12 protein-coding genes are annotated in these 15,143 nt (G+C 38.1%); 7 read left to right on the top strand and 5 right to left on the bottom strand.

From position 1 onward, the window contains the following. Positions 1–22: 22 nt before the first annotated feature. The 3 genes from HF876_RS02140 to fabI all read right to left on the bottom strand — a co-directional run bounded on the left by HF876_RS02140 (position 23) and on the right by fabI (position 4,553). Positions 23–1,363 carry a CoA-disulfide reductase gene (locus tag HF876_RS02140; RefSeq protein WP_169358403.1) on the bottom strand — a complete coding sequence of 447 codons (1,341 nt, stop codon included), beginning with the start codon at positions 1,361–1,363 and terminating at the stop codon, positions 23–25. Positions 1,364–1,516: 153 nt separating this feature from the next. Next, a complete protein-coding gene (locus HF876_RS02135) occupies positions 1,517–3,556 on the bottom strand; it encodes a catalase (protein ID WP_346764023.1) in 2,040 nt (679 codons plus the stop codon). Between the two features lie 217 nt (positions 3,557–3,773). After that, positions 3,774–4,553, bottom strand: a complete 780-nt coding sequence (gene fabI / locus HF876_RS02130) for an enoyl-ACP reductase FabI (RefSeq protein WP_169358401.1) — start codon at positions 4,551–4,553, stop codon at positions 3,774–3,776. Positions 4,554–4,818: 265 nt separating this feature from the next. On the opposite strand from fabI, the gene HF876_RS02125 reads away from it, so the two are divergent. The 3 genes from HF876_RS02125 to HF876_RS02115 all read left to right on the top strand — a co-directional run bounded on the left by HF876_RS02125 (position 4,819) and on the right by HF876_RS02115 (position 7,660). After that, positions 4,819–5,076, top strand: coding sequence for a hypothetical protein (locus HF876_RS02125; RefSeq protein ID WP_169358400.1), 258 nt, complete (start codon positions 4,819–4,821; stop codon positions 5,074–5,076). Positions 5,077–5,154: 78 nt separating this feature from the next. Beyond that, positions 5,155–5,925 carry a gluconate 2-dehydrogenase subunit 3 family protein gene (locus tag HF876_RS02120; protein WP_169358399.1) on the top strand — a complete coding sequence of 257 codons (771 nt, stop codon included), beginning with the start codon at positions 5,155–5,157 and terminating at the stop codon, positions 5,923–5,925. A 19-nt stretch (positions 5,926–5,944) separates the two neighbouring features. Then, the gene (locus tag HF876_RS02115) at positions 5,945–7,660 is read left to right on the top strand and encodes a GMC family oxidoreductase (protein WP_169358398.1); all 1,716 of its coding nucleotides are present in this window, start codon (positions 5,945–5,947) and stop codon (positions 7,658–7,660) included. 268 nt (positions 7,661–7,928) lie between these two features. Here the strand turns inward: HF876_RS02115 and HF876_RS02110 are convergent, their stop codons facing one another. Then, positions 7,929–8,837, bottom strand: coding sequence for a MerR family transcriptional regulator (locus HF876_RS02110; protein ID WP_240949583.1), 909 nt, complete (start codon positions 8,835–8,837; stop codon positions 7,929–7,931). Between the two features lie 320 nt (positions 8,838–9,157). Here HF876_RS02110 and HF876_RS02105 point away from each other — a divergent pair, with 320 nt between their 5' ends. From HF876_RS02105 to HF876_RS02090, 4 genes are all read left to right on the top strand, one after another. Continuing rightward, positions 9,158–10,456, top strand: coding sequence for a globin-coupled sensor protein (locus HF876_RS02105; protein ID WP_169358397.1), 1,299 nt, complete (start codon positions 9,158–9,160; stop codon positions 10,454–10,456). A 24-nt stretch (positions 10,457–10,480) separates the two neighbouring features. Continuing rightward, positions 10,481–11,551 carry an ABC transporter permease gene (locus HF876_RS02100; RefSeq protein WP_169358396.1) on the top strand — a complete coding sequence of 357 codons (1,071 nt, stop codon included), beginning with the start codon at positions 10,481–10,483 and terminating at the stop codon, positions 11,549–11,551. Positions 11,552–11,555: 4 nt separating this feature from the next. Then, positions 11,556–12,263 (top strand): ABC transporter ATP-binding protein, encoded by a 708-nt coding sequence (locus tag HF876_RS02095; RefSeq protein WP_169358395.1) that lies wholly within the window; start codon positions 11,556–11,558, stop codon positions 12,261–12,263. 201 nt (positions 12,264–12,464) lie between these two features. Beyond that, on the top strand, positions 12,465–13,643 hold the full coding sequence (locus tag HF876_RS02090) for an aminotransferase class I/II-fold pyridoxal phosphate-dependent enzyme (RefSeq protein ID WP_169358394.1): 1,179 nt from the start codon (positions 12,465–12,467) through the stop codon (positions 13,641–13,643). Positions 13,644–13,712: 69 nt separating this feature from the next. Here HF876_RS02090 and HF876_RS02085 read toward each other — a convergent pair whose 3' ends face one another. After that, positions 13,713–15,110, bottom strand: coding sequence for an MATE family efflux transporter (locus tag HF876_RS02085; protein WP_251553348.1), 1,398 nt, complete (start codon positions 15,108–15,110; stop codon positions 13,713–13,715). Positions 15,111–15,143 lie beyond the last annotated feature (33 nt).

Genomic DNA, 15,143 nt, shown 5'->3' with positions numbered 1-15,143 from the left:
CTCTCAATTCCCCCACTTTTCTTTATTTATTCTTATCAAAGTTTCTTTTAGCAAGCTGCTGCAAAGGATCCCATACACCGTTAAATGGAGGAGCATACGATAAGTCCAGGTCTAATAAATCCGGGAGCGTCATACCATGGTACAGGGCAGTAGCCAATACATCAGTGCGCTTGTCTACTCCATGCCCCCCAACGATCTGCCCACCTAGAAGCAATTGATCCTCTTTGCGATAAAGAAGTTTTATCTGCATTAACTCTTTACCAGGATAATACCCTGCAATATCACTTGCCTCAATCGTACTTGTGTCGAAAGGAATGTCTAGTCCCTTTACTTCCTCCTCTGACAGTCCGGTTCTACCAATCGACAATTCAAAGAATTTCATAATAGAGGTACCGACAATACCTTTAAACGGTATTTTTTCTCCAATCATATTGAATCCTGCAAGCCTACCTTGTTTATTGGCAGTAGTACCTAGCGGGATATAATCGTTTTTTTGTTTCAAACGATTAAAATGAGTGGCGCAATCTCCTGCCGCATAAATATCTGGAATACTTGTTTCCAAATATTCATTTACGATTATGGCTCCATTCTCTAGAGTTTCTATTCCTGTCTCCTTAAGGAAATTAGTTGCTGGTTTTATGCCAATAGCTATCAACACTAAGTCTGTTGAGTAGGTCCCTTTGTCAGTTACCACTTCTTGGACTCGTGTGTTTCCCGTAAAGGATTTAACCTCCTCATTTAGTTTGACCTCCACATGTTTTTCCTTTGCCTTTTGTAGTAATATGTCTGACATCTCTGGATCAAGAATTGGCATTAGTCGATCTCCACGTTGAATTACTCGGACCTTTTTACCAATTTCTCTTATGTTTTCTGCCATTTCTAAACCAATATATCCTCCACCGATAATAGTTACGTGGTTCACATCTTTCAGTTCAGCTATTAATGCCTCCGTTTGCGGAATGGTTTTAAATGTATGTATTCCATCTAGTTGTGTCCCCCCCCAATCAGGTACGATGGAGCTAGCACCTGTTGCTACTAATAGGCGGTCATACTTAACTTCAAATCTTTCTCCAGTTACTAATACATTACCTGCAACTGTTTTGTTCAGAGGGTTTACATCCGTTACTTCATGCCCAATCTTTGCATCAATCTTGTATTTCGTTCGAAACATCTCCACGCTTCGTGCGATTACATCTGTCGTAGAAAATATTTTTTGGCCAACTACATATGGTAGGCCACATTGTCCGTATGAGTAAATATTTCCTTTTTCTAAAGTCGTAATTTCTGCTGTAGAATCATTGCGAAAAATCTCCATTGCAGCACTCATACCAGCTGCATCACCGCCTATAATCACGTAATGCATATAGCTCTCCTCCTCATACCTCTTTCTATTACTTCTCGTTTGGGTGATAATGTTCCTTCTATTGTTAACAATGCCCTTAATTTCATTAAGTTAATCTCAATCAAAAGAGGTATGCCCTGTATTAAAGGACATACCTCTTTAACTGTAACCTTATTAAACTGCACGATCCCAAAAGCGATGTGCTGCCACTGCATTGATGAAGTCATCTACAAAATGTACTTTGTCATTAGCTAACACACCAATTTGACCTACAAGTCCCATTTCTTCTAGTAGCTCGTCGCCACTAAAGGTAGATCCGATAGGCTTATAGTGAGTAAATGCTTCTTGGACAAATAACATCGCATTCTTCTTAAATGCCGGTGTTGTTCCATTATTGCTAGCCACGTAGACTGCATCAAATAAAACCGAATCCGCTGTTAAGAAGGTGTGATCTACTGGTAAGCTTGCACCGTTTGCACCAGTAACACTTCCATGGTGATCGCTTACAACCATAGGAAGAGTTCCTTTTGCTTTTAGTGCATCGATAAAGCTTAATAATTCCTCGTCGAAGCCATCACCTACTAAAATAGCAATTTTTCTAGTATCCGGCTTCATCACGGTATTTAGCTGACTTAACGCTGGTGAAGATTTTGTAACCTTATTATCAGCAGTTCCTTGAATAACCATCCCTAGATTCTCCGCTACCTTACTAGCCATATCTAAATCTATATTCGCAATCATTTCTAATGCTTGTGTACGTACAGACTTCTCTACACATTTACCAAGCTCAAAGCTAAATGCTTCAACAATATGTTCTTTCTCAGGTTGACTCATACTGTTCCAGAACATCGTAGCTTGTGTGAAATGATCCTTAAAGCTTTCACTACGGGCTCTTACTTTACGTGCATCTATTTTTTCTTGGTAATGTGCATAGCCCCCCTCTGCTTCACTTACTGGAGCTGGAGTGTTGTTAGCAAGTGAGTTTTTGTGATAGCTTACTTGTCCAACGTTGATTGTTTGTCTACCATAACCATCTCTTTGGTTATTATGGAATGGACATAATGGACGGTTAATCGGCAGCTCATGGAAATTTGGACCGCCAAGTCTTATTAGCTGTGTATCCGTATAGGAGAATAATCGTCCTTGTAAAAGGGGATCGTTTGTAAAATCTATTCCAGGAACGACATTACCAGGGTGGAAAGCAACCTGCTCTGTTTCTGCAAACACATTGTCTACATTACGATTTAACGTCATTTTCCCTATTCGTTTAACTGGAACATCTTCCTCTGGCCATATTTTAGTAGGATCTAATATATCAAAGTCAAAAGCGAACTCATCCTCTTCTGCAATAATTTGAACGCCAAATTCGTATTCTGGATAGTCGCCCTTTTCTATTGCTTCATATAGGTCACGGCGGTGGAAATCAGGATCCTTACCATTAATTTTTTGTGCTTCATCCCAAACTACTGAGTGAGTTCCAAGCAAAGGCTTCCAATGGAATTTAACAAAATGAGCCTTTCCTTCTTCATTGACAAATCGGAAGGTGTGAACACCAAAGCCTTCCATCATTCGATAGCTTCTAGGGATTGCCCGATCCGACATTGCCCACATAATCATATGTGCCGATTCCTGATTGTTCGCTATAAAATCCCAAAATGTATCATGTGCTGTAGCTGCTTGTGGCATCTCGTTATGAGGCTCTGGCTTCATCGCATGGATTAAATCAGGGAATTTAATGGCATCTTGAATGAAAAAGACAGGAATATTATTAGCTACTAAATCGTAGTTTCCTTCTTCCGTATAAAATTTAGTGGAGAACCCTCGAGCATCACGTGCTAGCTCACCTGAACCTCGGGAGCCAGCCACCGTCGAAAACCTTACAAAAACAGGGGTCTTAGAACCAGGTGTTTGTAAGAACTTCGCTTTAGTATAAGGCTTCATAGATTCATAAAGCTCAAAGACTCCATGTGCTCCGTACCCTCTCGCATGAACGATTCGCTCAGGGATTCGCTCGTGATCAAAGTGCGTCATCTTTTCTCTAAAATGAAAATCCTCCATAAGAGTTGGGCCACGATCTCCGGCTTTTAAAGAAAATTCATCCTCTGAAACTTTTAAACCATGATTAGTTGTCATAGCTTGATCTTTATCTACAGCGCGGAACTGCTCCAATTGTTCATGTTTGCTATTTTCGTTTACTTTTTTATCCAAACTAATTCCTCCTCTAATCCATTTCGACTCTATTTGTGTAAATACCCTAATTTTCATAAAAAAAACGTTTTTAATAATCTTTATTAATAAGGAATGACTTAAATTAGGTATGACAGAGTGAAAAGACCTTTCAAACAGGAGAACAGTTGGAGCCTCTCTAGTTCCAATAGGAGAAAAGAAAAAGGGCTGTAGTTGAATAGTTATCAACTACAGTCCCTAATATTTATCCCATAATATTGTATCCAGAATCTACGTACACTATTTCACCTGTGACTCCTCTGGACAGATTACCTAAAAGAGCAACCGTCATATCGCCAACTTCTTCTTGTGTTACGTTTCTTTGTAAAGGAGCTGTTTCTTCAATCTTGTGTAGAATAGTGTTAAATGAAGAGATGCCCTTAGCCGCTAACGTACGAATTGCTCCAGCAGAAATTGCATTGACTCGTACATTCTGTTTACCTAGGTCTAAAGCAAGATATTTTACCGACGCCTCCAATGATGCTTTCGCTACCCCCATAACGTTGTACCCCTCTAAAACACGTTCTGCTCCCAAATATGTCATCGTAACAATGGATCCGCCCTCTGTCATAAATGGTGCCGCCTCTCTTGCAGCTGCAATTAGAGAATATGCACTGGTATCTTGGGCAAAGGCATAGCCCTCTCTAGATGTTTTAATGAAATCATCCTTTAAATCCTCTGCATGGGCAAACGCTACAGAGTGTACAACTCCGTGAATGACTCCCACTTCCTTGCCTATTGTTTCGAATGCGGATTTAATACTATCATCACTATTAACATCACATTCTACTACTAGCTTAGCTTCCAAGTCATTAGCACTTAATAATTTTTGAATTTTACCTAATGATCTTTCTTTACGATAAGTAAAAATAACATTAGCGCCTACGTCATATAAGGATTTTGCAACTCCCCAAGCAAGACTTCTCTCATTTGCTACACCCATCACTACAATATTTTTATCTTTTAGCTGTATTAAGTCCTTCATAAGAACCTCCCGTTTTTACCTGTTATTAGTACCTGTTACTAATTTCAATCATATCACATTTAATGGATACTGCGCCATTCATTTTGAACGGCTAATGTAATATCTTATAACCTACAAATAAAATAGCATACTTTTTTTCTGAAAATATAAACTTTAAAAAATAGTATAAAATAGGTAGATTTAATGAAAAAAAAGAGTAAAATTGAGGACGGTTATTTTTCACTATTATTAAGTGATAATTTTTATAAAAGAAAGAGGAAAAGATGTGACAGCTTACAATTTAGCAGAACTAAAAATATTAAACCAAGTACTTTTCGCATTATTCATCGTTGCTGATTTAGCACTTGCTTTATTTTTCTATAACTCTTCGTTTCCTTGGTTTGCTTTATTAGGTACCGGGATTGGACTAGCAATAATAGTTCTATGTTGGACAGGGAAAAAGCATACATACTTTATTGGTTCTCTTTTAGTATTCACCGTTTTGTTTTCTCTAGTTTACAACTGGGGCAACCTGCTTCATTAAAATATTTTTTATTTTTATCCATAATTTAACTAAGTAAATAATTGGATTTTCTATCATTTAACATCGGAGGGTATCAATATGTCAGAACAGGAAACAAAAACCGAATTTCTAGAAAAACGTTCTTCTAGACGTAAATTTATAAAAAATTCAGGGTTAACAGTAGGTGGAGTAGTTTTAGGTGGAGCCCTTGGTAGTCTTTTAGGAAAAGATTCTGCTGGTGTGAAGAACGAAACTCATGTTGCATCTAAATCCTCCACTAATTTCAACCAAGCATTAATGTATTTTGATAAGTCGCAATTCGATACCGTTGAGGCGGCAACAGAACAAATTTTCCCTAAAACAGATGTTGGACCTGGCGCAAAAGACTTATTAGTTACTTACTATATTGACCATCAATTGGCTGGGAACTGGGGGCTCAATGCAAAGGAATACATGAGTGGCCCTTTCTATCCAGCAGAAGCTACAGCGTTATTTGGACATCAAACTCATTTAAATAGACAACAAATTTTTGACTTAGGTATTGAAGCACTAAACACCGAAGCAAAAAAACAATATGATAAAAGATTTGCTGAGATTAGTGATGAAGAACAAATAAGCATCCTAACAGCTATGGAAGCAGGAGAAATAACATTAAACGGTGCAGTCACTTCCTCTTTTTTCTTTAAGCTATTGAAAAGTGCAACAATAGAAGGTGTCTATTCCGATCCTTTATATGGTGGAAACAAAGACATGCAAGGGTGGAAAATGAAAAAATTCCCTGGTCATCAAATGAGCTATGCAGATATTATCGAAAAAGAAGAGTTTGTCACTTTCGAACCTCAAAGTTTAAATTCACAACATAATCATTAATTTAAGGGAGTAAATAATAATGGCTAAAAAATTACCAAAAACAGATATAGTTTTAGTTGGAGTAGGCTGGACTGGCGGAATCGTAGCTTCAGAGCTAACTAAAAAAGGGTATAAAGTAGTTGGTCTTGAACGAGGCAAATCAAGATCAGTCGAAGACTACATGATGGTACATGATGAGTTGAGATATCAGCAAAGAAACGAAATGATGCAAGACCTATCCAAGGAAACACTGACTGTAAGACATAATCCCTCCCAGAGAGCGCTACCATATCGTCAGCATGGTTCATTTTTAATTGGGGACGGTTTAGGTGGTTCCGGTGAGCATTGGAATGGTTTGACGTATCGTTTCTTTCCTTATGACTTTGAAATCTATTCCAAAACAGTAGAACGCTACGGAAAAGATAAGATTCCTGCAGATATGCCACTACAAGATTGGGGTATCACTTATGACGAGCTAGTGCCTTATTTTGAAAAGTTTGAGGCTATGGCCGGTATTTCTGGAGAGGAAAATCCACATCCAGAAGTTCCAAAAGTAAAATATCCAACAGTTCCATTAAAAGAAACACCTTCTATGAAAATGTTTAGAGAAGCTGCCAAGAATTTAGGATATCATCCCTATGTAGCTCCAGCTGCTACTCTTTCTGAAAGCTACACAAATCCCGATGGAGTTTCACGAGGAGCTTGCCAGTATTGTGGTTTCTGTGAAAGATTCGGATGTGAGTACGGTTCTAAAGCATCTCCTGTAGTAACTGTTTTACCTGTAGCCAAAGAAACGGGTAATTTTGAAATTCGTACGTTCTCTGTTGTTCGCCGAGTGCTTCATACTAATGGTAAAGCAACTGGGGTATTATACGTAGACACTCGTACAGGCGAAGAGTATATACAAGAAGCCGATGTTGTCGTGGTTTCAGCCTATGCTCTAAACAATATTAAAATTTTACTTAACTCAGAGCTTGGACGCCCTTATGATCCTAAAACAGGAACTGGCGTTATCGGTAAAAACTATGCATATCAAATGACATCCGCTGCCTCTACTGGTTTCTTTAAGGATAGAGAATTTAACCTTTATGCAGGTACAGGATCTCTTGCTGGTGTGTTAGATGATTTTAACGGAGATAATTTTGATCACTCTGATTTAGACTTCATACACGGAGGCAACATTGCTCTTGGCCATTACGGTAAACGACCTATTTCAAGTAATAGTGTACCAAAAGGAACTCCAGCCTGGGGTAAGGAATACAAGGATGCCACTATTTACTGGGCAAACCGCAATCTATCAGTAGGCTCTCAAGGGGCTGTTATGCCTCATAAGGATAACTATATTGATTTGGATCCTACGTATAAAGATGCTTTTGGAGATCCACTTATCCGTATGACGTTTAACTATCATGACAACGAAAAAAATCAACAAAAATATATTAGAGAAATTACTGCCAAAATTCTTGAAGAAATGGGTGCTGATGAAATCACAGTTCCTGGAGATCAAGGAGACTGGGATACGACAAAATATCAAACCACTCATAACACTGGTGGAGTGATTATGGGTGCTGACCCTGAAACAAGTGCATTGAACAGTTACCTTCAAATGTGGGATTGTGAAAATGTATTTGTACCAGGAGCATCCGCTTTCCCTCATAATTCAGGTATGAATCCTACAGGTACCGTAGGAGCATTAGCTTATCGTACTGCAGAAGGTATTGAAAAGTATTTAAAAACAGGCGGAATATTAGTCTGACATCTAATTTCTAACGGAATTAGCAAGAAAAGCGCAAGCGCCTATGTCTGCCCCGACAGGCAAATGGGAAAAAGCGAGGAGGCAGTTCCTCAGCCACCGCAAACGCTCTTGTTTGCGACGAGCTTGCGCAGGAGCACCTTTTATCCATTTGACCCCGAGGGGCAAGGCGGTGGAGCTAGACATCAATTGGTCCACAGATTCAGAACTTTATAATTTCCTAAACAGCCAAAAAAGCTACTTGTTTTCTCATGGAAAACAAGTAGCTTTTTTAATTGATTACTTCTTCTATAGAATTGGCTAAGCTTATATTTTTTAAATTTTTGCAGGCAAAGTATTGCATAGCACCTGCTCCACCTATATAAAATTTAATTTCTTTATGATTTTCAGCAAACTGATCCAAACCTGCTAACAATTTAGGGTTGCGTTCAAAGGGTATGCTTGTCGAAGCTGATAATAGTACTTTTTGTGGTTTTAGTTTTTCTACCATGGACTCTATTGCACCTGGTGCAGGAGAAGCACCTACTAAAAAGGATTTCCACCCCTTCATCATAAACTGTAGTAATAAAATATGAACCGGGATTTCATGGGTTTCATGAGGAAGACAGCACCCTATCACTAGTGGCGCATCATCCCTATAATGAAAATTACGACGAATTTGCACGAGGAAATCACGCACAATCATACTAGAAACAGCCTCCTGATACTCATCCCATTCTTCCTTTTCCCATCGGTTTCCCACCTCGAGTAAAAAGGGTAATACGACCTTATCTAAAAAATTCTCTAACCCGTAGTGAAAGTATGCTTGCTGCAAAGTATACGTTAGCTCTATTTCATCGAAATCTGTCCCATGCTCCAACAGCTTAAAAACAAAATCATTAAACTCTGGAAAGGAGGATTCCTTTTCTATAGGTAGCTCCACTTGGGCATGATCTAATTGTTTTTCCTCCAAAACCTGCGCAACTGCTTGCTTTAGAGAGTATCCCTTCTCAGATAATACCTTCACTTTTAAAAGCTTCTTTATATCCTCTTCACTATAAACCCGATAGCCGTTATCTAAACGTTCAGGTTGAATCAAGTCATAGCGCTCTTCCCATTTCCGAATAACCTGCTTTGACAAACCTGTTACATTAGACACCTGCTGAATATTATAACTACTATTTGGGCGAGCTTGCATCATCCATATTCATCCTTTCAGCCTCTATGTAAAAGCTGTTGTTGCTTTTGTTAATTAATCTATAGTATAACATCATTCCCTCAACATTATACAGTAGTTCTACTAAAAATAAAATTCTAGCATAAAATCCTCACCCTAATATCTCTAAACCGAGGGATTAATAGAGTATATTTGCATGATTCATTCGGAACTAATTTGTATAATGTATTATAAATAATATTATACAAACATTTGACAAACGTAATACGTCCTGTTAATAATAAGAGTATAAGAAAATCCAATTGCACGTATTCATCAAGTTTATTCAATAAGGAGAGATTAGATTGGTAATACCTTTTGCGAAAAAATGGTTTAAAGAAACGGAAATAAATACAACCGTAAAAGAACCAGTTATACAGTTGGAGCTATATCCAGAATTAAAGAAGCAAATGAAGTTAATTGGTCTAGGCAAGGACGATATAAGAATGATACATACGTTTCAGCCCTATGTGGAAAAGGGTATAGACGATATTGTCTCTGTTTTTTATGAGCAAGTCCTTTCTGTTCCCTCCTTACGAGCAATTATTGAAGAAAGAACTCAAATCGAGCGTCTTAAGAAAACAGTCGGCAGTTATATTATAGAGATGTTTAGTGGTGAGTTCACGGAAACTACCATTGAGAGAAAACGAAGACTAGCCCAAATGCACTTTCGGATTGGATTAGAGCCTAAGTGGTATATGGGGACCTTCCATCAAATACAAACAATAATCATTTCGTTAGTTAACAAGGAAATAAGGGATCACGCCCAAAAAGAAGAGATCTCTCTTACTATATCTAAGCTTATTAATTTAGAAATGCAGCTTGTGCTAGAAGAATATGAAAAAGAAAACGTGAAGCTTCGCCAACAGCAATACGATACAGTTAAAACAGAGTTAAAAAGTAAAATTTCATCAATAAGTGAGGACTTGGCAGGCTTAACCGATGAGACGACTACCTCCATGGAACAGGTCGAATTGAATACCGCTAGGATACGTGAAAGTGTTCAGGCTAATATGGACAGCGTTAAACAAATACAAACAGAAGCTAACGACGGTAACAAGTTAATAGAACTTCTTCAAAAACAAATGGAGCTTGTCACTGGTAATACAGGAGAAATGGCAAAAATTATTGTTGATTTAAAACATTCTTCGGAAGAGATTTTTCACATCGTTGGGCTAGTAAAGCAAATAGCGGAACAAACCAATTTGCTGGCATTAAACGCATCTATAGAAGCAGCTCGAGCAGGTGAGCATGGAAAAGGCTTTGCAGTGGTGGCACAGGAAGTAAGAAAACTAGCGGAGCAGTCTAAACGCTCTGTAGAAGAAATTACATACTTGGTACAAACCTCTACCAAGCTTACAAACAAAGCCGTTAACACTATTGCAAATATGGAAAAGAGTGTTGAGCTAGGATTAGAAAGCTCCCAGGATACTAATCGGAAATTCAATAAAATCCTTTTTTCTATAGATGAAAACACCGACTATATAAACCAAGTAGAGTTTCAAGTGTCAAACCTTGTAGAGGCAATTAGAGATATTTCAAATGATACTAAAACAGTTGCTGTAACAGCCGATAGCCTCTATCAAACAGCAGTACAGCTTTAATAAAAGAGATAGGAAGTGAATGGAATGTTTTTAGCATGGAATGAAATTAAAAAAAATAAGCTACGCTTTTTTCTAATCATAGGAGTCTTAATGTTAGTGGCATACCTTGTATTTTTCCTTTCCGGGCTTGCTACCGGGTTAGCAAACCTAAATCGCGAAGCAGTAGACAAGTGGAATGCAACTGCTATTGTACTTGCCGAGGAATCGGATAAAAGTCTACCGCAATCATTTATTAGCACCGATGAATTAGATAACATCGAAGCTAAGGATAAGGCAATACTTGGACAAATAAGTGCTATTGCGACAAACGGGGATTCTAAGCAGAATGTGTCTATATTTGGCATAGACAAAGAAGAATTTTTGATGCCAGAAGTCAGTGAAGGTGAAGAATTCTCCGACGAAAATGAAGTAGTAGCAAGTGATAATTTAAAAGAAGAGGGTTTTAAAATCGGAGATGAACTAGAACTTTCATCTACGGATGAAACATTAATGATCGTCGGCTTTACAGAAAGCTCACGATTTAATGGTGCACCCGTGCTCTATGGGGAACTAGCAACCTTTCATAAAGTAAAGTTCGGTGAAGCAGCTGAAGCAAATGAGGATCAAATAAATGGTATTGTTGTTTCGGATGACAGCCTAGATGCTATAAATACAAGCAATGATGAGCTTCAAATTACTGAGATTGAGAACTTCATAGAGAGCCTTCCTGGGTACACTGAGCAATCTCTTACCTTAAACTTTATGATTTACTTCCTATTTGGGATCTCATCTGTCATCGTTGCAATTTTCCTGTATGTTTTAACCGTTCAAAAAATTAGTATGTTTGGTGTCATGAAGGCCCAAGGAATTTCTAATGGTTATCTCTCAGTTTCAGTAATCGTCCAAACCTTTCTCCTTGCCTTCATAGGTGTCGTTGTAGGATTCGGCTTAACGATTTTAACAGGAAAATTTTTACCAAGTGCAGTACCTGTGGCCTTTGATTTAACGACAATGTTAATCTATGGGGCTGTATTAGTGGTTGTTGCTATTCTAGGAGCAGTTTTCTCTGTATTTACCATTGTGAAAATAGACCCGTTAAAGGCGATTGGAGGATAAGTAAATGGCAATTTTAAAGTTAGATAAGGTAAAGAAAACATTCGGTTCAGGTCATAAGCAGGTTGATGCTTTAAAGGAAACTGATTTTGTAGCCGATAAAGGGGAACTTATTGCAGTGATTGGTCCTTCAGGTTCAGGAAAGAGTACTTTCCTGACCATTGCCGGAGGGCTGCAATCCCCTTCTAGCGGAGAGATTATTGTAAACAATCAAAATCTCACCAATTTAAATGAAAAAAAACGGTCTAAAATTCGACTTAAGGAAATAGGCTTTATATTGCAGGCCTCCAACTTGGTACCTTTTCTAACAGTAGATAAACAGATGAAATTACTCGATAATGTAAAAAAAGACAATATGACAAAAGAAGAGCTCGATACGTTGTACGAAAACCTCGGTATTACTGAGTTGCGTAAAAAGTATCCTTCTGATTTATCTGGTGGTGAAAGACAGCGTGTCGCAATTGCCAAGGCATTATATAGTAAGCCTTCTATTCTGTTAGCTGATGAACCAACCGCTTCTTTAGACTCTGATCGTGCATACGAAGTGATGAAGCTATTGAAGAAAGAAACAGAAAATAATGAAACTACTACGATTGTGGTAACTCATGATACTCGTTTAATTGAATACTGCGATAAAGTGTATGTCATGACGGATGGAATATTAGAAGAAAAAAGCAAAAAGGAAGTGGAGCAAACTGATCCACTATCTCACTAAATACTACTTTTAGGGGGCTGGCAACAGCCTTCTTTTTTTATAAAATGTACTACGTAAAAATATTTGATGATTAAATAAAGCTCTGTTTATGGCTTTTACTCCCCATTACAAAACAATATCTTATATTTTTCTCAATATTAATATAATTTGTGTTATGATGATACATAAAATTTATTAATTGTTTGCAAGGGAGTGCTTTCATTGATCATTCAACCTTCTACTAAAATGTCCTTATTTGAGCCAGCAATCTTTGGTGACTTAAAAGCAGCGGCAGCCAGAAAAAAAGAATCCGGATTCGAGCTATATGACCTTAGCCTAGGCAGTCCTGACATCCCGCCAAGTGAGGCGGCTAGGAAAGTACTATCTGATTTGAGCTTTTCAGCAGATTCTTATGGCTATACATTAAGTGGAACGAAGCGTTTTTATGAGGCAGTGGCTAATTACTATCAGCGACGCTGTAATGTTTCACTAAATCCCGAGACTGAAATTGTCCAAACGATGGGCTCTCAGGAGGGACTAGTCCATTTACCTCTAGCCTTTTGTGATGAGGGGGATATCATTCTAACGACCAACCCTGGATATGTTGCGTATGATGCCGGTATAAAATTAGCAGGAGCAGAGCCTTACTATATGGACCTTCTAGAAGAGAATGACTACTTACCTGATCTAGGTGCAATTCCAACAGAAATAGCTCAAAAAGCCAAACTAATGATATTAAATTTACCTGGAAACCCGGTACCTGCTATGCCAAGCGAGGAGTTTTTCCAACAGGTAGTTGCTTTTGCTAATACATATAATGTCATTATTCTACACGATGCAGCATACTCTGAATTTTACTTTACTGGAGACTCTCCTTGTAGCTTTCTTTCAACACCTGGTGCTCTTGAAGTAGGCATGGAGATTAACTCCTTATCTAAGAGCTTTAGTTTGGCAGGAACCCGGATAGCTTATATCGCTGGAAATTCGGAAATGATCGGTATTATGAAACAATTAAAATCTAATTTAGACTTTGGCATTTACGGTCCAATTCAAGAGGCAGGAATTGTTGCTCTTAATCACGCTGAGGAAATTACGGAATCACTACGCAAAACCTTCTCTGAAAGACACAGAGTAGTTATGGATGGATTAAGAGAACTTGGATGGAATGTAGCACCCTCTAATGGTGGCATGTTCGTTTGGGCTAAGTACCCTTATGAAATCTCAGATAAGGAATTTGTCTTCGAGGCAATCGATCAAACTGGTGTGGTGATGGTTCCAGGTACTGTCTTTGGTTCAGCAGGAGCTGACTATGTACGAATTGCATTGGTTCAAAATGTAGAAATACTAAAAAGAGCCATCGAACAATTAAAGAAGCTAAAGTTTAATTCCTTCGTTCTATAATTATCTTCTAAGTAACAGAAAAACCATCGACATTTAGCTGTCGATGGTTTTTAATCTGACAGCTAAACATTAGACTGTCTGACTGTCTAAATCAGAGTTCTCTTCTTTTTCATGAACAAGCGCATACTTTTCCCATTTTTTACTCTTCCATCTAAAGAACATGATAATTCCACGTAGCCACTCATCTGCTGCTATAGCTAACCAAATTCCTGGTAGTCCCATATCAAGAACAAAAACAAATAAATATCCTAACGGCACGCTCATCATCACCATAGATAAGGCGCCCATTATTACCGGGAAGGTTGCATCCCCGGCGGCACGCAACGAATTGATAATTACTATATTCAACGTACGACCAGTTTCAAGTATGATGCTTAAGACAAGTACAGAAGCTCCAATTTTAATAATTTCCTCGTTATCGGTGAATAAACTCATCAAAGGATGACGGAACGTGATTACAACAGCAACCATTGCTAATGTAAATACAAATGCCCTTTTTACACTATACCAAACAGATTTATAGGCCTCCTCTTTTTCATTGGCCCCTACAAACCTCCCGACAATTATTGCAGTTCCCATACCTATTGCGACTGCAAACAAATACGTAAACATCGATATATTGACAGCATACTGCCTAGCAGCCAATGCTTCTGCTCCTAAATAAGTCGCATAATATAAAAATACGATTTGACAGCCTTGATATAAAATTTGTTCAAAAGCTGAAGGTAAACCTATTTTAAGTATTTTTCCCACATACTCTTTAGAGATGGTGAAATAGTAGCTTACTTGCACACGGTACTCCATTACTTGATATAGAAGCCAAAAGAACACAAGAAGCGCTATAAATCGACTCACTACAGATGATATGGCAGCACCTTGTACACCTAGCTCAGGAAAGCCAAATTTACCGAAGATTAAGGCATAGTTACCCACGACATGAATTATATTCATCCCTAGCGAAACAAACATGGTTTGCTTTGTATAACCATGTACACGGATAATGGCAGCCAAAGCATTAATCAATGCTTGAAGAAAAATACCACCGCCAACAATCATCAAATATTGATTGGCAAACTCAAGGACCTCTCCCTCTAGGTTCATACCAGCCATAATACTTTTAGAAAATATGACAAATCCAATACTAAGAATAATTCCTACACCAAGATTTAAAGTTACGGCAAGACCGGAAATCTTTGAGGCCTCTATATATCTTCTAGAACCTAAATATTGTGAAACTACGATAGCAGCACCATTACCTACTACCTCTAAGATTAATATCGCAATATGGATATATTGGTTGGCTGCCCCAACTCCTGAAACAGCATTATCGGATACTGCACTTAACATAAAAGTGTCTGCTATTCCCATTAACATAAACAAAAATACTTCTAAAAAGATTGGCCAAGTTAAATGAAATAAGCTTAGCTTTTCTCCTAAATCCTTCTTTTGTCTAATTGCCAAGTTTATTCCTTCTTTACTTTCATTTTTTCACAGGAAAAA

It is taken from the genome of Psychrobacillus sp. BL-248-WT-3, from assembly GCF_012843435.1.
Taxonomy (GTDB): domain Bacteria; phylum Bacillota; class Bacilli; order Bacillales_A; family Planococcaceae; genus Psychrobacillus.
This window is presented reverse-complemented; position numbering and strand designations above follow the sequence as displayed.

Bases quoted from the DNA above. Each gene is read 5' to 3' on its own strand.
- HF876_RS02140 (WP_169358403.1), bottom strand. From the start codon at position 1,363: ATGCATTACGTGATTATAGGCGGTGATGCAGCTGGTATGAGTGCTGCA.
- fabI (WP_169358401.1), bottom strand. From the start codon at position 4,553: ATGAAGGACTTAATACAGCTAAAAGATAAAAATATTGTAGTGATGGGT.
- HF876_RS02120 (WP_169358399.1), top strand. From the start codon at position 5,155: ATGTCAGAACAGGAAACAAAAACCGAATTTCTAGAAAAACGTTCTTCT.
- HF876_RS02115 (WP_169358398.1), top strand. From the start codon at position 5,945: ATGGCTAAAAAATTACCAAAAACAGATATAGTTTTAGTTGGAGTAGGC.
- HF876_RS02110 (WP_240949583.1), bottom strand. From the start codon at position 8,837: ATGATGCAAGCTCGCCCAAATAGTAGTTATAATATTCAGCAGGTGTCT.
- HF876_RS02100 (WP_169358396.1), top strand. From the start codon at position 10,481: ATGTTTTTAGCATGGAATGAAATTAAAAAAAATAAGCTACGCTTTTTT.
- HF876_RS02095 (WP_169358395.1), top strand. From the start codon at position 11,556: ATGGCAATTTTAAAGTTAGATAAGGTAAAGAAAACATTCGGTTCAGGT.